16 protein-coding genes and 3 pseudogenes are annotated in these 18,723 nt (G+C 63.2%); 15 read left to right on the forward strand and 4 right to left on the reverse strand.

Annotated features, from left to right (window positions below; genetic code table 11):
• Positions 1–198, forward strand: a pseudogene (locus ABH924_RS11120) (lipoyl synthase); the annotation flags it as partial.
• A gap of 16 nt (positions 199–214) precedes the next feature.
• The gene (locus ABH924_RS11125; protein WP_404498792.1) at positions 215–1,027 is read left to right on the forward strand and encodes a methylenetetrahydrofolate reductase; all 813 of its coding nucleotides are present in this window, start codon (positions 215–217) and stop codon (positions 1,025–1,027) included.
• 34 nt (positions 1,028–1,061) lie between these two features.
• Here ABH924_RS11125 and ABH924_RS11130 read toward each other — a convergent pair whose 3' ends face one another.
• Positions 1,062–1,778 (reverse strand): anti-sigma factor family protein, encoded by a 717-nt coding sequence (locus ABH924_RS11130; RefSeq protein ID WP_404498794.1) that lies wholly within the window; start codon positions 1,776–1,778, stop codon positions 1,062–1,064.
• Positions 1,775–2,275, reverse strand: a complete 501-nt coding sequence (locus tag ABH924_RS11135; RefSeq protein WP_404498796.1) for a sigma-70 family RNA polymerase sigma factor — start codon at positions 2,273–2,275, stop codon at positions 1,775–1,777. Before ABH924_RS11135 ends, ABH924_RS11130 begins: the two co-directional genes overlap by 4 nt.
• Positions 2,276–2,429: 154 nt before the next feature.
• Here ABH924_RS11135 and ABH924_RS11140 point away from each other — a divergent pair, with 154 nt between their 5' ends.
• On the forward strand, positions 2,430–2,984 hold the full coding sequence (locus tag ABH924_RS11140; RefSeq protein ID WP_404498798.1) for a hypothetical protein: 555 nt from the start codon (positions 2,430–2,432) through the stop codon (positions 2,982–2,984).
• Between the two features lie 177 nt (positions 2,985–3,161).
• Here the strand turns inward: ABH924_RS11140 and ABH924_RS11145 are convergent, their stop codons facing one another.
• Entirely contained in the window at positions 3,162–4,010 is an 849-nt protein-coding gene (locus ABH924_RS11145) for a hypothetical protein (protein ID WP_404498800.1), read from the reverse strand.
• A gap of 167 nt (positions 4,011–4,177) precedes the next feature.
• Here ABH924_RS11145 and ABH924_RS11150 point away from each other — a divergent pair, with 167 nt between their 5' ends.
• The 10 genes and pseudogenes from ABH924_RS11150 to ABH924_RS11195 all read left to right on the forward strand — a co-directional run bounded on the left by ABH924_RS11150 (position 4,178) and on the right by ABH924_RS11195 (position 16,548).
• Positions 4,178–7,576 carry an SNF2-related protein gene (locus ABH924_RS11150; RefSeq protein WP_404498802.1) on the forward strand — a complete coding sequence of 1,133 codons (3,399 nt, stop codon included), beginning with the start codon at positions 4,178–4,180 and terminating at the stop codon, positions 7,574–7,576.
• Between the two features lie 211 nt (positions 7,577–7,787).
• A complete protein-coding gene (locus ABH924_RS11155; RefSeq protein ID WP_234751045.1) occupies positions 7,788–8,234 on the forward strand; it encodes a thioesterase family protein in 447 nt (148 codons plus the stop codon).
• A gap of 12 nt (positions 8,235–8,246) precedes the next feature.
• Positions 8,247–9,122 (forward strand): PaaX family transcriptional regulator C-terminal domain-containing protein, encoded by an 876-nt coding sequence (locus ABH924_RS11160; protein ID WP_234751044.1) that lies wholly within the window; start codon positions 8,247–8,249, stop codon positions 9,120–9,122.
• Positions 9,123–9,260: 138 nt separating this feature from the next.
• Positions 9,261–9,404: pseudogene (locus tag ABH924_RS11165) on the forward strand (AsnC family protein); the annotation flags it as partial.
• A 57-nt stretch (positions 9,405–9,461) separates the two neighbouring features.
• Positions 9,462–10,286: an Lrp/AsnC family transcriptional regulator gene (locus ABH924_RS11170; RefSeq protein WP_234751043.1), complete on the forward strand. Its 825-nt coding sequence runs from the start codon at positions 9,462–9,464 to the stop codon at positions 10,284–10,286.
• A 155-nt stretch (positions 10,287–10,441) separates the two neighbouring features.
• Positions 10,442–11,530 carry an ABC transporter permease gene (locus ABH924_RS11175; protein ID WP_404498805.1) on the forward strand — a complete coding sequence of 363 codons (1,089 nt, stop codon included), beginning with the start codon at positions 10,442–10,444 and terminating at the stop codon, positions 11,528–11,530.
• A 50-nt stretch (positions 11,531–11,580) separates the two neighbouring features.
• On the forward strand, positions 11,581–12,735 hold the full coding sequence (locus ABH924_RS11180; RefSeq protein ID WP_404498807.1) for a sugar ABC transporter substrate-binding protein: 1,155 nt from the start codon (positions 11,581–11,583) through the stop codon (positions 12,733–12,735).
• Between the two features lie 8 nt (positions 12,736–12,743).
• Entirely contained in the window at positions 12,744–14,294 is a 1,551-nt protein-coding gene (locus ABH924_RS11185; protein WP_404498809.1) for a sugar ABC transporter ATP-binding protein, read from the forward strand.
• Positions 14,295–14,317: 23 nt separating this feature from the next.
• Positions 14,318–15,337, forward strand: a complete 1,020-nt coding sequence (locus ABH924_RS11190) for a succinylglutamate desuccinylase/aspartoacylase family protein (protein ID WP_404498811.1) — start codon at positions 14,318–14,320, stop codon at positions 15,335–15,337.
• Positions 15,334–16,548, forward strand: coding sequence for a M20 family metallopeptidase (locus ABH924_RS11195; protein ID WP_268819074.1), 1,215 nt, complete (start codon positions 15,334–15,336; stop codon positions 16,546–16,548). Before ABH924_RS11190 ends, ABH924_RS11195 begins: the two co-directional genes overlap by 4 nt.
• Before the next feature lie 245 nt (positions 16,549–16,793).
• Here the strand turns inward: ABH924_RS11195 and ABH924_RS11200 are convergent, their stop codons facing one another.
• Positions 16,794–17,192, reverse strand: a complete 399-nt coding sequence (locus ABH924_RS11200) for a RidA family protein (RefSeq protein WP_234751037.1) — start codon at positions 17,190–17,192, stop codon at positions 16,794–16,796.
• A 156-nt stretch (positions 17,193–17,348) separates the two neighbouring features.
• On the opposite strand from ABH924_RS11200, the gene ABH924_RS11205 reads away from it, so the two are divergent.
• Both ABH924_RS11205 and ABH924_RS11210 read left to right on the forward strand, forming a co-directional pair.
• On the forward strand, positions 17,349–18,206 hold the full coding sequence (locus ABH924_RS11205) for a fumarylacetoacetate hydrolase family protein (protein ID WP_404498814.1): 858 nt from the start codon (positions 17,349–17,351) through the stop codon (positions 18,204–18,206).
• Between the two features lie 33 nt (positions 18,207–18,239).
• Positions 18,240–18,722: pseudogene (locus tag ABH924_RS11210) on the forward strand (cupin domain-containing protein).
• Position 18,723 lies beyond the last annotated feature (1 nt).

Genomic DNA, 18,723 nt, shown 5'->3' on the forward strand with positions numbered 1-18,723 from the left:
GAAACCGGCTTCCTCGGCGTCATGTCCGGCCCCCTGGTCCGCTCCTCCTACCGCGCCGGACGCCTCTGGGCCACCGCGATGCGCAAGAAAGGCCGAGAAATCCCCGCCCACCTGGCCCACATCGCCGAAGGCATCCAGGACTCCGGCACCACCCGCCAGGAAGCCCGCACCCTCCTCGCACACCACGCGACGGCCTGATCCGCAAGGAGCCAGCATGTTCCCCACCCGGATTGAAATCATTCCCTCGGACGGAATCGTTGAAAAAGTCCAGGCCGCTGTGCCACTTTCCACTGCGCTCACCGTTACCTGCCTGCCCCATCACGGCATCGCACGGACCATGGAGGCTTCCATCAAGCTCAGCCTTCTGGGCTACAACGTGATTCCGCACCTCTCGGCGCGCGGGCTGGAGCACCGGGCGCAGCTTTCCGGCATCCTCCGGGACTGCGGGGCCGCCGGGATCGCGGAGGTCTTCGCCATCGGTGGAGACGGTGCGCAAGCTGCCGGCCCCTATCGATCGAGCCTTCCCCTCTTGGCGGACATCGCCGAGTACTCCGGCGGTAGCATCACCGCGGGCATCGCCGGTTACCCCGAGGGGCACCCTTCCGTGAGCGGACTGGACTTGCTGGATGCCCTGTTGGCCAAACAACATTTGGCCACGCACGTTGTCACGCAAATGTGCTTCTCCGCCCCGAAGGTCCTCGATTACGCAGCACTCCTGCGCCGCGAAGGGGTCGACCTGCCGGTGTGGGCCGGTGTTGCCGGGGCCGTTCCGCGGACAAAACTGCTGGCGCTGGCGACCCAGATCGGCGTCGGGACATCCCTGAAGTTCCTCAGTAACAAAGGAGTCCTTGCCCGCAAGCTTCTAGGCGTGGACAAGTACTCACCGGAAGGCCTGGTTTCCGAACTCATGGCGCACCCGGATGGTGTCTCTGGACTCCATCTCTACAGTTTCAACCGACTGGACATGCCCACCTGGGAACGAGGCGATCTGCCCGATCCTGCTGCCAGCGAAGCCGCATCAGCGTAGCCGCGTACGCTGACCGCCTAGGTCCTGGGGACCCCTAGCTCCCCGGGACCGAAATCACCGCGACCGTCTTTTGGTTGTCATCGCGCAGTTCCACGCCCGAAATCCCGGCGAGCTGGACCGGCGTCGCGCCCGTGACCTTGATGTGGCCGCTGGACGTCGCGGTCCAACCGCAAGCCATTTCCTCCGTGCCGTCGCGGCCCTTGACCCACAGGTACATCGTGCCTTGCGCCGGCATGCTGCGGCCTTCCAGTTGCAGCTCGGTCCCCCACGCCTTCCTGACGAGCCCCACCGTGAGCTGCAGGCCGTTGTCTGTCTGCAGCGAATAGCTGGCGTCAGGCTTGGGCGGCTGGTTCAACATGGGCCCCGCCAGTATGCCCAACCCAAGGCATGCGGCGGCTACGGCACCCACCAGAGCCACCCACCGGCGTCGGGATTTCCGCCGCCGTGCTGCCATTTTCAAGAGAATCGGCTGCGGGAGCGTTTCTGAAAAAGCCCCCAAAAGTGAGCGGGCGTCGGACGTCACGGACGGAACGGCGGCGGAGGGCTCGACGGCGGGCCGCCCGGCGGCAAGCGCGACGGCGTCGGGCACGGGGACGGCGTCGAGCAGGGCCGGGAGGCTCTCCAGCTCGCCCAGCTCGAGTCGGCAATCAGCGCAGCTTGCCAAGTGCTCCTCGAAAAGCCGGGCCTCCGCGGGCTCGAGGCCGCCGAGCAAGTAGGCGCCCAGCAATTGGTGAAGTCCGGTTTCGTTCACCGCTGCACCCCCATTTCGTCGAGAATCGTTCGAAGCGCCCTGACGGCGTAGAAGGCCCGCGATTTCACCGTACCGCTGGGGATGTTGAGCCTCAGCGCGGCCTCGTTCACCGTGAAACGTTCGTAATGCAGGGCTACCAGGACCTCCCGGTGTTCGGTGCTGAGCCGCAGGAGCGCCTCCTCCATAAGGACCCGGTTGAGGAGTTCGTCCACACGCTCGGTGGCCTCCTCCGGGTCCGCCATGTCGCGTTCGGCAGCCTCTGCCGGGCGCCGCTGGGCCTTGCGGTAGTTGTCGATGATGACATTGCGGGCAGTGCGGAACAAATAGCTACGCAGGCTGCCGGTGATCTGGGGTGCGTGCTGCCACACGCGAAGGATGGTTTCCTGCACCACGTCTTCAGCCAAGTGCGCGTCCGGCATGCAGCTCAGCACGAAGCGGCGCAGGGCTGTGCCGTGGTCGCGGTAAATTGCGGCCACCACGTCCTCGTCGAGCGGCATCGGCGCCTCCTTGGTGCTCGGCTTCCCCTTCTCCTGCGATACGACGTGCCCGCCACGAAAAAGGTTCAAGCCCTGTGAACCATTCTTCACCCGGCGGCGTCGTACGGGTTAGCTTCCGGCACGTCCACGGCCGGTGCAAGCGAAGGAGCAAACCATGAAGAAGCAACTCGGCACCGGGCTCGGCATCCTTGCCCTGGCCATCGCCCTCACTGGCTGTGGAGGAAGCCCCGGCGCGTCTTCCACGTCTTCGAGCGCCACCACCCCCAGCTCCGCGGCGTCGGCGAGTTCAAGCGCTCCCGCGTCGAGCACTCCTGCTGGCGCGGCGGAACTGAAGACGGCGTCGTCGAGCGTCGGCGAGCGCGTCGTTGCGGCGAACGGCAAGAGCGTCTACATCTTCTCGAAGGACGTCAAGGACTCCGGAAAAAGCGCCTGTACCGGCGGTTGCGCTACAAACTGGCCTGCCGTGACAACGACGTCGACCATGCCGGCGGTTGACGGGGTGAGCGGAACCATCGGCACCATCCCCACAGCGGACGGCAAGATGCAGATCACCATCAACGGCATGCCTATCTACTTCTACTCCAAGGACGAAGACTCCAGTGACACCTACGGCCAAGGCGTGGGCGGTGTCTGGTCCTTGGTCAGTCCGTCCGGTTCCATGCTGACCCCGAGCAGCAGCACCCCAAGCGGGAGCAGCATGGGCTACTAAACCCTCGCTCACCTTTGCACCCCAAATGGCAAACGCTCGCTCAGATCTCTCCGGACCGGCCGGCAGATCTGAGCGAGCGTTTGTCCTGGAGGCCTCATAAGTGAGCGGGCGTCCGCCTGAGAGGCCCTAAAGGTGAGCTAGCGTCCGCCTCAGAAGCCCTACAGGTGAGCGGGCGTTTTAGGCGTCTTCGAACTCGTCAGCGTCCTCGAACTCGACGGCCGCGATGATTTCCTTCGTCTCCGGGTGGATCATGAAGGCTTCGTCGTCCTCTTCGATCATGATGTAGTTGCCGTGGTCCGTGGTGAAGTGCCAGGCGAGGATCGTCTCGCCGTCGTGCTCGTAGTTGGGATCGCCCATCGTGATCTTCTCCAGCTGGTAGCCGGCAACGTCGCACAGTTCACGGATGATGAGCTCGAATTCAGGGGCGTTCTCGAGTTCCGCTTCGGCCGCCTCGGCCTGGCGCTCTTCGAGGTTCGGGATGAGGGCCACGCGCTCGGCGATGTGTGCCTTGAGCTGCTCCTCGTCCAGGTAAAGCACGCCGTCCTGGCTGCGGAGCCACGCTGCGTTGAGTTCGATGATGTCTTCGGTTTCCAGGAGGGATTCGAATTCGCCGTCGAGGGCCTCGAGCTCAGCAACGGCTTCCGGTGCCACCTCGGACTCGTCAAGATCGCCGTCCAGGTAGGCCTCGGCGTCGTCCTCGGAAAGCGCGTCGAAAGCTGCGGCGGTGCGGTTGAACAGCTCAAGGTGGCCTTTGGCACCCATTCCTTCGAGACCTTCGCGGACAAACGCATCCACCTCTTCGCGTTCCGGGACCGTGAACACGTAGTGGGCGAAACCGCCCGCGAGTGCTTGTGTCAGGTAGTAGTCCACAAAGTAGCTGCGCAGAGCATTGGTAGCGATTTCCTCATGGTTGAGGAGCTCCTCGTACATCTCGTTGACCACGGTGACGTTCGCGTCCACAACGTCGGCGCTGGCGGCCTCGATGCTGTCCTTCGTCAGAACGACGGGGTTCTCATTGCTGGTCATGGGATTTCCTCACTGCTAGGAAGCTTGTGCTGCTCCGGACCCTTTCAACGTACGCGGGGGCGGTTGTCGGGCAAGCTAGGCAGAGGTGAACGTCCGGCAAAGTTTCAGGGCTGCTCCGCGGGCCCTAGGATTCATAGATAGCCTCCTGCCGAAAGTAGCCCCAACGAATGCCTTCCCACTCAGACGACTCCTGGGAACTGGCGATTCAGACACCCGCCATTAACGACCGCTCCCTGGCGGCCGGCCTGGCCTATGCCATGGGAAGCCGGGTCAGCAGCATCACTTTCGACTCTGCGACCGGTCTGATGATGGGCAAAGTCCGGGGCAGTGGCCCATCAGCGTATTCGACGTCGGCCAAGCTGGTCCGCAAGCCCGGCGGCTGGAGCTGCACCGTTGGCGTTTGCAGTTGCCCCGTCCGCAAGGACTGCAAACACGTGGCCGCCCTTCTCTTCGCCGCCGAAGACCATCCTGCCGTGCGCGCACAGCTGCTCAGCGCGCCTGCGTTCGGACAGACGGCTCAGCCTGGGGGAATCGTGCAGCGGCCGGCCTGGGAGCAGGCACTCAGCAAGCTCATCGCCACCCCGGGAACCGCCCCGCAAGGCCAAGGCCTCCCCTTGGCACTGGCGTTCGAGGTTGAAGAACCTGCCCCGCACTTCTCCTACACAGGCCGGCGCGATCCGCTCCGCAGCGTGCGCCAGCTCAAGGCCCGCCCGGTGATGATGGGCGCCAAGGGCAAATGGATCCGGGGCGATGTTTCCTGGACCAACCTGAACTACCTCGGCTACAAGCGCGAGTTCAACGAAGCCCATATCGACTGGATGCAGAACTTCCTGGCCGCGCATTCCACCTCGGACTACCGGCAGCTCACTTCGAGCATGTGGATGCTGCTCAACGAATTCGCCGGCAAGAACCTGTGGAGCCTCATAGCTGAGGCCGAGAAGATAGGAGTCTCGCTCATCCACTCCGGCGGGGCCGAGCCGGTCCGCATTGCTGCGGAGCCCGCCGTCGTCGGGCTTGACCTGAGCCGACTGGAAAGCGGCCGGCCCGACGACGGACTGCAGCTGGCGCCGTCGGTGACCTTGGGCGCGGACGCCCTCGATCCGGCGACCTTGGGCTTGATCGGCCGCCCGGCGCATGGCTTGTTCTTCACGGGCCCCGGCGAGGGGCACTTGCCCGGCGTACCGGCACCCGAGAACCTCATCACGCTGGCTCCGCTGGAGGGCGGCGAGTCGCAGGAACTCCTCGATTTCGTCATGGGCGCTTCCCGGCTCCAGATCCCGGCGAAGGACGAAGAACGATTCCTCACGGCGTTCTATCCGAAGCTTAAGCAGTCCACCCGGGTCACGGCTGCGGACCATTCAGTGGAGTTGCCGGTCCTCGCCGTGCCCACGCTGTCCCTGCTGGCGAACTACGGCTCCGACCACCGGGTGCGGCTGCACTGGGAGTGGCACTACAAGGCCGGCAAGCTCGTGACGGCCCAGCCCCTCTGGCGGCACCCGGACGACCACGGCTACCGCGACGACGCCGAGGAAGCCCGGATCCTGGAGTCCCTGGGCCGGCCTTGGGATGTGGTTGCTGCGCTGGGCGAATCCTCGAGCGGCGGATGGGGGGCTCCACGCCTTGCGGCCTCGGTGGCGCTGGACGGGCTCGACACCCTGGCCTTCACCGAGGAGGTACTGCCCCGGATGCGCGAACTGCCCGACGTCGTCGTGGACACCTCCGGCGAGATCGCCGACTACCGCGAAGCCACCGAGGCTCCGGTCGTCTCCATTTCGACCAAGGCCACCGACAGCCGCGACTGGTTCGATCTCGGCATCGTCATCACGCTCGAGAGCGAACCTGTGTCCTTCGCCGCAGTGTTCTCCGCCCTCGCGGCCGGCCAAAGCCGGATGTTGCTGCCCAGCGGCGCCTACTTCTCGTTGGACCTGCCCGAACTGCACCAACTCCGCGCGCTGATCGACGAGGCCAGGTCCTTGCAGGACAACCCGGACCGGCACGGCACCCTGCAGATCAGCCGCTTCCAGGCGGGGCTTTGGGATGAGCTCGCGCAATTGGGGATTGTGGACGAGCAAGCGGCCGCATGGCGCGAGGCCGTGGGCGGCTTGCTCGACGACGGCGTGACCGGGCTACCGCTGCCGGGCTCGCTTGATGCCGAGCTCCGTCCGTACCAGTTGGAGGGCTTCAACTGGTTGAGTTTCCTCTACCGGCACAGCCTGGGCGGCGTCCTGGCCGACGACATGGGCCTCGGCAAGACAGTGCAGGCGATTGCCTTGATGTGCGCGGCGAAGGAGCAGGCTGAATCCGCCGTTGACGGCGCGGGCGGCAGCGCCCCCTTCTTGGTGGTCGCGCCTACCAGCGTCGTGGGCAACTGGGCCGCCGAGGTCCAACGCTTCGCGCCCGGCCTGAGCATAAAGACCGTCGGAGAGACCTTCGCCAAGAGCGGCACGGATCCGCAGGAAGCCATGGCCGAAACCGACGTCGTCATCACCTCCTACGCGCTGTTCCGGATCGACTACGAGGCCTACGCAGCCAAAGAATGGGCCGGGCTCATGCTCGACGAAGCCCAGTTCGTCAAGAACCATCAATCCAAGGCGTACCAGTGCGCCCGGAAACTCCCGGCATCCTTCAAGCTGGCCATCACGGGAACGCCGCTTGAGAACAACCTCATGGAGTTCTGGGCGCTGACCTCGATTGTCGCACCCGGGCTATTCTCCAGCCCGCGCCGCTTCGCGGAGTACTACCAAAAGCCTGTCGAAAAGAACGGCGACAAGGCCCAGCTCGCCAAGCTCCGCCGTCGGGTACGCCCCCTCATGATGCGCCGCACCAAGGAGCAAGTCATCAAGGACCTGCCGCCCAAGCAGGAGCAGGTGCTCGAAGTGGTGCTGAACCCGCGGCACCAGAAGGTGTACCAGACGCATCTTCAGCGTGAGCGGCAGAAAATCCTTGGGCTCATCGACGACGTCAATAAGAACCGCTTCACTATTTTCCAGTCGCTCACCCTTCTGCGGCAGCTGAGCCTGGACGTCTCCCTCGTGGACGAGTCCCTGTCCGCAGTGCGCTCGTCCAAGCTCGATGTGCTGTTCGAACAGCTGGAGGACATCGTTGCCGAGGGGCACAGGGCCCTCATCTTCAGCCAGTTCACGGGGTTCCTGGGCAAGGTCCGGGAGCGGCTCGACGCGGAGAACATTGAGTATTGCTATCTCGACGGCAGCACCCGGAACCGGGCCGACGTCGTGAGCGAATTCAAGAACGGCGCAGCGCCCGTGTTCCTCATTTCCTTGAAGGCCGGAGGCTTCGGCCTGAACCTGACCGAGGCCGACTACGTGTTCCTGCTGGACCCATGGTGGAACCCCGCCTCCGAAGCGCAGGCCGTGGACCGCACCCACAGGATCGGGCAGGCGAGGAACGTCATGGTCTACCGATTGGTGGCCAAGGACACCATCGAGGAAAAGGTCATGGCCCTCAAGACCAGGAAATCGCAGCTGTTCGCGGACGTCATGGAAGGCGATGCCCTGACTGGTGGCGCCCTGACGGCGGAGGATCTGGCGGGGCTGTTCGCGGAGTAGGGTGCGCACCTGAGGAACGACCAGGACCGCCGCTATTCACTTTTGATGCACAAATGTGAATAGGGAGCGACTAACTCACCGTTTCAGGAGGCTGTATGGCTGCTTCCGTCCTGAGCCCACCTCCTTCGGCATATCGAGTTCCGAACGGCCGTCACTTGATGTATACAATTGAAGGCGGCCTGAGCAATACAGCGTCGCCGAAGGGGGAACCATGGAGGGCAGCGAAGCACAGCCAGAGACGCAGGCAAGCATCGACAGGGCTGTGGAATGGGTGGACACTGACGCGTCGGGCCATCAACACAACTCCGCGATCATGCGCTGGGTCGAGGCTGCCGAGGCAGAGCTCTTCCGGAATCTGGCGCTTCCGGAGTACTTCCCGAGTGCTCCGCGAGTGCAGCAAGTGGTCAACTACACGGCCAAGCTGTGGTTTGGCCAACGGGTGACGACAACCGTGAAGATCCAAAAAGTCGGCCGTACGTCCATGACTCTTGCCTTCGAGGTCCACGGCCACGCACATCCAAACTCGCCGGGCGGCCTGGCTGCCCACGGGACACTGACCACCGCCCACGTCCCAGCGGGCTCAGCCTCGGCCCAGCCATGGCCGGAGCGGATCCGGCAGGCCGCTGGCGTAGCGGTCCCGAACAGTCCGGGGCTCTGAACCATGATGGACATGCCCGCTCCGCCGGTGCGCCACCAGCAACTGATCGTCACCCTGTATGGGCTCTACGGCCGTAGTTCGAGCGACGCCCTCCCTGTCTCCGTGCTGATTTCCATGCTGGGCGACCTCGGCTACGACGCGCCGGGAGTCCGTTCCTCAGTCTCGCGGCTCAAAGCCAAGGGTGTCCTCAAAAGTGTCCGCCAGGACGGTGTCGCCAAATACGAACTGTCCGACACTGTTCTGGATGTTTTCCGCGAGGGCGACCGGAGAATCTTCGCCGCCGATCGCTCCGCCCAGCTGGAATCCTGGGTCCTCGCGGTGTTCTCCGTCCCCGAAACAATGCGGAACCGCCGGCACCAACTGCGGTCAGAGCTGTCCGGGCTCGGTTTTGGGTCCGTGGCATCGGGGGTATGGATCGCACCGGCCCAAGTACTTGAACAAGCCCGTGAGCGGCTTGCCTCGCGCGGCCTTGTTCAGTTTGTGGACTTCTTCCGGGGCGACTACTTGTTTGAGGGCCCCATGCGGCCGAAGGTGGCCGAATGGTGGGATCTGAAGGCCATCGACGAGCAATTCGCCGAATTTCTGGATCTCTACGAAGGGGCCGGAGATCTTTGGGCCGGACTGGTAGGCCATGATCCCGGAGCTGCCCTGGCCAACTCGACGGCCCAGCTGCGCCGGGATGCTTTCCGTTACTACATTCCCATGCTGACTCTGTGGCGCCGCTTCCCGTACCGGGACCCGAACCTGCCATTGGAATACCTCCCGAAGGACTGGCGCGGTCCGGTGGTTCGCGAGACGTTCCAGGCGGTTCATCGCCTTGCCGCGCCCCTCGCGGCAGCCCACGCACACGAACTCATCCACGGCAATACGGGCCTGGTGGCACCCTAGTGCGATCCAGCAAGAGGCAACACGGACGTTGACATACCGCCGAGTCGACTGTTAAGTTCGCGCACAGGTCTCGCGGCCAACGCCACGTCGTCTCGTCCCGCCTCATCAGGGAAGCAACCTTCAAATAGTCGAGGAATTGTGCACGAATCCATCGCTCCGGACGAGCTTGACTTGGCGTTGTTGGAGTCACTGCAGCGCGCGCCGCGCGCGCCATGGGCTCTGATCTCCCAGGCGCTGGACGTCGCGCCAATCACTTTGGCTCGCCGGTGGGACCGCTTGCGCGAAGCCGGGCTCGCTTGGGTGAGCGCTACGCCCGGTCCGGCTTTTCACACTGTTGGCGTGACCGCGTTCGTCTTGATGTGGTGCCGTCCACGGCTTCGGGAAAAATTGGTCGTAAGGCTGCAGAACGACCCTTCAGTGGCGACCTTGGAAATCACGGGGGGCGCGCCCGATCTCTCCATGACGGTGTTCTCAAGCAGCCTCTACTCGCTTCACGAGAGTGTATTGAGCCGGCTGGGGAGCTATCCCGGAGTTGACCGTGTCGAAGTATCGATTGTAACCACACTGTACGGAGAGGGTAGCCGCTGGCGGCTCCGCGCGATGGACGCCGGTCAGGTTGGCAGGCTCGCATCAGTAACTTCACGGGATACGCTCGACCGCCGGGAGATGCCGCAGCTAGATCCAGTGGATCGTTCTCTGCTGGACGCGTTGGTGATTGACGGCCGAACGGCCTTCCAGGATTTGGGGGCACAGGCGGGCGTGACCCCGGCGACCGCCCGGCGTCGCGTGGGCCGGCTTGTTGACAGTGGGGTGGTGCGAGTCAGGTGCGATCTTGCCGCGCCAGTGTTTGGCTGGCCCATCTCGGCAACAATCTGGGGCAAGGTTCCGGCGAACAGGCTTCAGGAGGTGTGTCGGACCTTGGCAGGATCCTCTCAAGTTCGCGTCGCGGCGGCAACGACAGGACCCAACAACCTCATGGCGACCTGTTGGCTCCACTCGCTGGGAGAGATCGAGGCGGTAGAGGCAACCCTGCTTGAGCGGTTTCCCTTTGTGGTTGTGTCTAACCGGGTTATCGATCTGCGGTCCGTCAAGCGAATGGGCAGGCTTCTCGGCGAAAATGGTCGGTCCGCGGGCGTCGTCCCGCTCCGACCGTGGACGGACTGAGCCCAACCAGCCGGAGCGAGGATCGTTTTCCTACAATTTTGGCCGTGTTGTTGCTGAATTCAAACAAATTTCTGCCTCTTATGATCGTTGACCTCAGACTTTTCTTAAAGCGCGACAACGCGCAAGCACTGAGTGAGATCCATAGGAGTGACAAAATGGCGCAAACGCGAATCGGACAAGACCCTGCGGCCTCCCCCGCGACGTCTCGCGGTGGCCTGGTTAAGGACGGACCATCCCATCCCGCAAACACGGCTGACGCCCCCCTGGCCGAGCCGAGGTTGCGGGCTCACGATTGGATCGCTCTGATCGGTTCGCGCTTCGGGCTGATTATCACCTGGGCCCTGATGATCGTGGCCTTTGGCGTGCTCCTGCCCGGAGTTTTCCTCTCAGGCTCGAACTTGGGTTACCTCCTCAGTTCGCAGGCCACGGTCCTGATCGTGGCAATCGCAGTGACCATTCCCATGGCCGCCGGGGAGTTCGATCTGTCGTCGAGCGGTGTAGTTGTGATCACGGTTGTCACGATGGGGTATCTAAACGTCATCCAAAGGTGGCCGCTGATGCCGACAGTGCTCGTGGCGCTGGCAATTGGGTTGGTCGTCGGATGCGTGAACGCCTTTTTCGTCGTCCGTATCGGGATCAGTTCACTCATTGTGACACTCGCGATGACCTCGGTGCTCATCGGCTTCGCTTTGGGGCTGAATAACCTCACCGTCACCGGCATCTCTGTGGACCTGGTTGATGCCGCCCGAAGCACTGTGGGCGGGATCCAGCTCGTCTTCTTCTACGCCCTGGGTGTGGTTGTGGTGGCGTGGTACGTCTTCCAGCACACGCCCATCGGCCGCAGCCTGTACTTCACAGGTGCCGGGCGAGAGGTAGCTCGCCTGTCCGGAGTTCGAGTGGACGCGATCCGAGCCGGGTCCCTTATCGTATCCAGCCTTCTTGGCGCGGTGGCCGCAGTTCTGCTTACCGGAGTGCTCGGCTCGGCTGACCCAAACGTTGGTACCAGCTACGCGCTCGCACCGTTCGCGGCCGCGATGCTCGGATCCACCAGTTTCACGCCCGGCCGTTTCAACATCTTAGGAACGGCGGTCGCGACATACTTCCTCGCAACCGGCATCACCGGGCTCCAGCTCCTGGGACTGGCCGGCTGGGTGACGCAGGTGTTCTACGGCATGGCTCTGATCCTGGGAGTCGCCCTCTCAACGTTTGCGGCCCGCCGCAACGGCCGAACAATTCGCGCATAAGCATCCAAGAACAATGTCGTTCTCGACCCAAACAAATTTAGGTGATTCAAATGATGAGACAGAAACGTGCAGCCATCCTGCCCATCGTAATTTCCGTTGCGCTCCTGGGCATGACGGGCTGTCAAAGAGCGAGTGAGACCACAAATGCCGCCGCGGGGACCTCAAACCCCGAAAGCGTCGCCACCAAGGCGCTAGCCCTCGACATTGCGCCCGTGACCACTAGCCCCAAGATCCCGTCGGTCAAGAACGGGACTTCCTTACGGGGCAAAAACATCAGGTTCATCGCGAGCGGCCTCAGTTTCCCGTTCAGCCAGGACGTTCTTGCCGGCGTCAAGGAGGGCGCCGCGGCGGCGGGTGCCACCGTCACTGTTTCGGACAGCGAGGGCGATCCTCCGAAGGCCGCTTCCCTCGTAGATCAGGCAGTTGCCCAATCCGTCGACGTCATCCTGCTTCAGGGCACGCCCCCGAAGAGCGTTGCATCGAGCATCACCGGGGCCAAAAGCCACGGGATCCCCGTGATCAGTGTCGGCAGTGACGCGCCGGGCAAGGTCTCTAAGGAACTTGCCGATATCGGTGTATTCGCCTACGCGTCGGCAACGAACGACGTGGGCACACGGCAGGCCAACTTCGTGGCTGCGGACTCGTCGTGCCACGCAGGTGTGCTCTATCTGGGCTCTTCGAGCTTCGGAACCTCGAGTTCCGATGTGGTCGACCAGTTCACGAAACAGTTCGCCCAGTTGTGCCCCGATGCCAAGGTCGCCGTGCAGGACGCACCTTTGGAAGCTTGGTCGTCCCTCCTGCAACCGCAGGTAAACGCGTTTCTGCAGCGCAATCCAGAAACCCGCTACGTTGTGAGCCTCGTCGACGACATGAATCTGGCGATCAAGCCGTCGATCACCGGGCTCGCCGGCCGAAACATCCGCTTGGTGGGCTCGAACGCCATTGTCGGGGCGCTGAGCGGGCTCCAGGACAAGGCGGACCCGGAGGCGGCGACAGTAGGGACCAACCTCTACCAAATGGGGTGGGCGGCGGTTGACCAGGCGATGCGCGCGATCGCAGGCGAGGATGCGGTCGCAGACGAGCAGGTCCCGAACCGGACATTTACGCGGGCCAACATCGACACGATCGACCTCGCGAAGAAGTCCGGCGACTGGTACGGCGCGTTCGATTTCCGTACCTTCTACACCCGGCTCTGGCAAGGGTGATCAGTACCATGAACTCAACGAACCAGGAGCCCCTGCTCCGGGCCGAGCATCTCACTAAGTCCTACGGCGCCCGTCCCGTCCTCAAGGAGGCATATCTCAACATCGTGTCCGGTGAGATCCATGCCCTCCTGGGCGAGAATGGCTCAGGCAAGTCCACACTGATCAAACTCCTCGCCGGCCAGATCGCCCCGGATGGGGGCTACGCGGCAGACAATGCTCCCCGCGTCACGGTGTCCGGCCGGTCGGAGGGACTCCCGATCGACCCTAAGACGGCAGAACGCCTGAAGCTTGGATTTGTGCACCAGGATCTCGGCCTGGTCCTTTCATCCACCGTCATGGAGACGCTAGGGCTAGGCCGTTACCGAACACAGTGGGGAAGGATCAACTGGCGCGCCCAACGGTCCTATACCGAAGAGACCCTCCGACGGTATGGGCTCGGGCTCTCGCCCGACGCGGTGGTCGCACGCCTGTCCGCAGTAGAGCGGGCCATGCTGTCGATCATCAGGGGCATCGAGTCCATAAGCGGCGAAGAAAGGGGTGTGCTCGTCCTGGACGAACCCACAGCCTACCTCCCGGCGGACGCGGTGCACCAGGTATTCGAGGTCCTCCGCAGGATCAAGGCCACCGGTAGCTCGGTGGTGTTTGTGACGCACCGACTCGACGAAGTGAAGGATGTTTGCGATCGGGCGACCATCCTGAGGTCAGGAGAAGTCGTGACAACCATGGACGTCGCGTCAGCGACTACCGACGACCTCATAACGGCCATCCTTGGCACGGAGCTCACGAACCTCTATCCGTCCGAACATACGAGCGTGACTGAGCCCGTCCTACGGGCTACAAATCTCAGCGGAGCAGAAACGCGTGATGTCTCATTCGTGGCGTCCCGCGGAGAGATCCTCGGGCTGACGGGTCTCGTGGGAGATGGTTTCGAGGAGATCATAGGTCTGTGCTTCGGTGCCAGCCGCGGAGAAGGGAAAGTCGAAGTCAAAGGCACGGAAGTCGAGCAGAAGTGGCTTCGACCGCGCCGTGCCATGAGCATGGGGATGGCATATATCCCCGCAGATCGGGCGACCTCCAGCGGACTCATGGCGGCTTCGGCGGCCGAGAACCTCACGATGGCCACCCTGAGGCGTTACTGGCGTTCGGGTCGCATGGCCTACTCAGAGGAGCACAAGGACGCAATCGAGGCGATGCGCCGTGTTGGGTTGCGGCCGCTGGCGCCCGATCTGCCCCTGAGCTCGTTCAGCGGCGGCAACCAGCAAAAACTAATCCTTGCCAAGTGGCTGCTCACCCGTCCCCACGTTCTCTTCCTCCACGAACCGACCAACGGCGTGGACGTGGGAGCCAAGAAGACTCTCTTTGACCTGATCAACCGCGCTGCCCAAGACGGCTGCTCCGTCGTGATCGCGAGCAGTGAATATGAGGATCTGGCCCATCTTTGTCATCGAGTCATCGTCATCAAGAACGGGGCCGTCTCCGGAGAGCTGACCGGGGATCAGCTAACCACCGATGCCATCACCCACCGGTGCCTCGCCTCCACAGCGACGCCTGCATCGTGAAACCAACATTAAGGAATCCCGCAATGAGCGTATTCGAGGTCGGATCCCTCCACGTACCCGCAGGGGAACTGCGACACGGTCGCCTGACCGCTACCACGTCCGCCTCCGGACAAGTAGTCAGTGTGCCGGTGAGCATCATGCACGGGGCGGAGCCTGGTCCTGTCCTTCTTGTCACTGGAGCCACGCATGGCACTGAAATCACGGGAACACGAACACTTCTCAAGCTCATCGCGCGCATTGACCCGGCGAGGCTGCGAGGAACATTGATCTCAGTTCCGGTGACCAATCCCCTTGCTTTCGACCGGGCGACCTACGCCTCTCCCGAGGACGGCATCCACCTGGGAATGCCGTGCTACTGGCCCAGCGACCCAGCCGGATCACCAACGCTGCGGATAGGGGCGCAAGTCCGCAGTCTCTTCGATGTCGCGACTCACTACATCGACTTGCACAACAACGCGGAGCCAGCGGTGCCCATGTCGATGGAGTTCGCGGCACAGTGCTCCTCACCCGAGGTCCGCCAAGTCCAGCGCGCAATGGCGGAAGCTTTCGGCGTCACCCCGGTGCTGATGACCGACCCAGAGGACGGCACCGCGGAGAAGGTGGGGTCCGTGGACGGCCAGCCCGCTGCTGCCGCGTCAGCACATGGTATTCCGGGGCTGATGGTCGAGTTGCTCGACGAGCATGGACACCAAGGATACGAAGCGGGTGTCCGAGGTGTCCTCAACATCATGTCCAAGCTAGGAATGTTGGAGGAACCAGTTGCACCCCAGTTGGTGGAAAGGCTCCAAGGAAGTTTCACCTACCATGGGGTACTCACCTCCCGCGAGTCAGGTGTTCTATTCCCGGTTTGCGATCCAGGAACAGTTATGGAGCAAGGCAGCGTTGTTGCGCACATCGTGGGCATGGATGGGTCGGTGTTGGAAGAGGTCAAGATGCCCGTCACGGGATTCGTGTGGGCTTTCCTGACGACGGCGCCAGGGGGCGGGTCCTTTGCCGTGCCCGAAGGCCATGCCGTCGGATTCGTTGCGGCGGCCGACGTATGAGCGCCAACGCAGCCATCCCCGAGACCATAGGGGCATCTGCCACCAGGAATACCCAACTCCGAAACGCCATTAAAGGGGCAGTGCAGGCGGAGATAGAGGCTTTTCGCGACCAGGCGATCGACCTCAGCCATCGCATCCACGGCATGCCCGAACTCGGTTTTGCCGAGTTTAACTCCAGCAGGGAAGTCGCGAACGAGCTGCGCGCAGCCGGATTCACAGTGACAGAACGCGCCTTTGGGCTGGACACCGCGATCTCCGCAGTTGCCGGAGCAGGCTCCTTCAAAGCGATCGTCGTAGCAGAGTACGACGCATTGCCAGAGCTCGGCCACGCCTGCGGCCACAACCTGATCGCAGCATGCGCAGTCGCTGCGGCTGTGGGACTGAAGGGCGTGGCTGAGCAGCTCGATCTCACGGTCGAAGTGTTGGGCACCCCGGCAGAGGAGACCGGCGGTGGCAAGATCCTCATGCTGGAACAAGGTGCATTCATCGGCGCCGACATGGCCATGATGATTCATCCTGCGCCATTCGAAGACGCCTCACCAGGCTTCCTCGCCAGCACCGGTTTCTCCTTCGAGTTCTCAGGTAAGAGCTCGCACGCCGCCGCGTCGCCATGGGAGGCAGCGAACGCCGCCGACGCATCGACCATCGCGCAGGTCGCCGTCGGTTTGCTTCGCCAGCAGCTCCCCAACGACACCCGAGTCCATGGTGTGGTCACGAACGCCGGTTCTGCTGCCAACGTGATCCCAGGAAGGTCCGCGGGTGTGTACGGGATCAGAGCCCAAACCCTGGCGGACCTTGAGGATATGGTCCCACGTGTCGAGGCCTGCTTCACGGGGGCAGCCCTCGCGGCCGGCTGCACAGTGGAATTGGAATGGGAACTGACATACCCGAATGTTGTGCAGTCGCCACGGCTGGCCTCGCTGTATCAGCAGAATGCGGAGGCCCTAGGCCGAAGCTTTCCGCAGGATCCCGAAGCTCGCGCATTCCGTGCCTCCACCGACTTCGGCGCAGTCTCCCAAGTCGTCCCAAGCCTTCATCCGCACGTCAAGATTTGTGACTCGCCTGTGTCCAACCATCAGTCCGCGTTCACAGAAGCTGCAGCCTCGGAGCGAGCTGATCATGCGCTCATCGAAGGCGCGATCGCGATGGCTTGGACGGTTGTGGACGCCGCGCTATCACGAATCGATTCAGCCGACGACCGCGGGCGTTAGCAGAATCTCCGGTTCGTGCGGCATGGGCACCGGGTTCACGGCTTATCGAGTGCTGGAACTTCCCTCGGGCCGACGAACCGGGAGCCGAGTTCAAGGCAGCGCTGGACGGTCTGTTCAAGCTGGCCGTTATACGCTCCGTTGAACGGCCTCGCCCAACGCACTACCGTCTTCGCCACGGCGAAAGGCCGACGGGACTGTTGTCCCGTCGGCCTTTCGTCCATGTCCTGGCGCTCTGCGCCGTTGGGCTAGCGCTCCGGGATGACCGCGATGCCTTGGATCTCGATGAGAGCTTCCTTCTGCCAAAGCCGCGTGACGCCGATTCCAGCCATGGCGGGATACTCGGATCCGGCCATTTCGCGCCAGATCCGTCCGATCTCACGGCCGTTGGCCATGTAGTCGTCCACGTCGGTGAGGTAGATGGTCACACTGACCAGGTCCTCGGGTAATCCGCCCGCCTCGCGCAGGGTAGTCAGCACATTGGAAAACGCCTGAGTGAACTGTTCTACGATCCCGCCGGGAACGATGTTCATGGCTTTGTCCAGGGCCGTCTGACCACCCAAGAACAGCGTGTTTCCGGCAAGCACTCCGTGCGCAAAGCCCGACGGCTTTGGGAGCGACTCGGGATTGACGGTCTTGTGGCTCATGTTGTTCCTCCTCTTGGTGGCGGCTGCGACATGTTCTAAAAAATCCCTGTGCAGATCATTCCCCGCCGTGCTACGTTGAGCATATGTGACGATCGTAAAAAAGTCGACACATCGGAATGAATGTAGGAATCGGCAGCACACGAAGGGACAACACGCATGAAGCTGGCCACCTTACGGACAGCCGACGGGGGCACGACGGCGGCGCTCGCCATGGGCGGGAACAGTTACGTACCGCTGCCGGCCAACGACGTCGGAGCACTTCTCGCCGTCCCGGACTGGCGCGCCCTGGCGGAAGCAGCGTTTGTTGCAGCGTCTGGACCGGGAGTCGTTTCCGCACCCCCCAGCGAGCTGGCACCTCTGCTTCCACGGGCCGGAAAAGTCATCTGCTGCGGGCTGAACTACGGCGACCACATCCAGGAGATGGGCCGCGAACTGCCGGAATACCCCACGCTCTTCGCGAAGTACGCGGACACCCTTATCGGGCCGGCTGACACCATCCATGTCCACGGCAGCGCGAAGGTCGACCGGGAAGCCGAGCTGGCCGTCGTCGTCGGCTCCGTGCTGTTCCGCGCGGACGAGGACCAAGCCCGCGCGGCAATTGCCGGGTACGCAATCGCCAACGACGTTTCCATGCGCGACTGGCAGAACCGCACGCTGCAGTGGTTCCAGGGCAAGGCGTTCGACGGAACCACCCCGGTAGGCCCGGTCATGGTGACCGGGGACGAAGCGGACTGCGACTTTGAGGTCCGCGGCTACGTCAACGGTGAGCTCGTGCAGCACGGGAACACCAGCACCTTGGTGTTCGGACCGGCGAAACTCCTTTCCTACATTTCCCAGTTCACCATCCTGCGGCCCGGAGACCTTGTCCTGACTGGTACGCCCGGCGGAGTGGGGATGGGCATGATACCGCCGCGCTTCCTGAACGACGGCGACGTACTCACCACCGAAATCGACGGGATCGGAAGGCTGGAAAACCAATTCAGAATCCACGCACCCGTCCCCGCCAACGTCTAAGCCAATACCAAGCACTTCAAAGGAGTGACCACTATGAACACAACCGCTACCGACTACCGCCTCGAAGGCGACAACTCCATCTACGCCCAGGCCGACGGCAAGGTGGTGCCGGTCGTCACCCGCGCCGGCGAAGAAGATACCAACACTGCCCAGTCCGGCGACTGTGTCCGCGTCTCCGGCGTCAGCATCCAGCACACGCCGGCCACCAAGATCTGGTTCGGGCAGGTCTCCAACGTTCCCGGCTACCGCTCCCTGCCGCACCACCACGGCGAAGCGGAAACCGGCGGCTACGTGCTCCGCGGCCACGGCCGCATCTAATTTGGCGAGAACTACTCCGAGTTCCTGGACATGAAGACGGGCGACTGGGTATTCGTCCCGCCGTTCATGCCGCATGTCGAGGCCAACATGTCCGTCACCGAAGAACTCGTGTGGTTGACCGCGCGCACCCCGGAGAACCTCGTGGTCAACCTCGAAGACGTTGCCGACGAGACCCTCGTAGATTTCCGCAGGGCCTGAT

The organism is Arthrobacter sp. GAS37 (assembly GCF_044908325.1).
In the GTDB taxonomy this organism is placed as follows: Bacteria; Actinomycetota; Actinomycetes; order Actinomycetales; family Micrococcaceae; genus Arthrobacter; species Arthrobacter ramosus.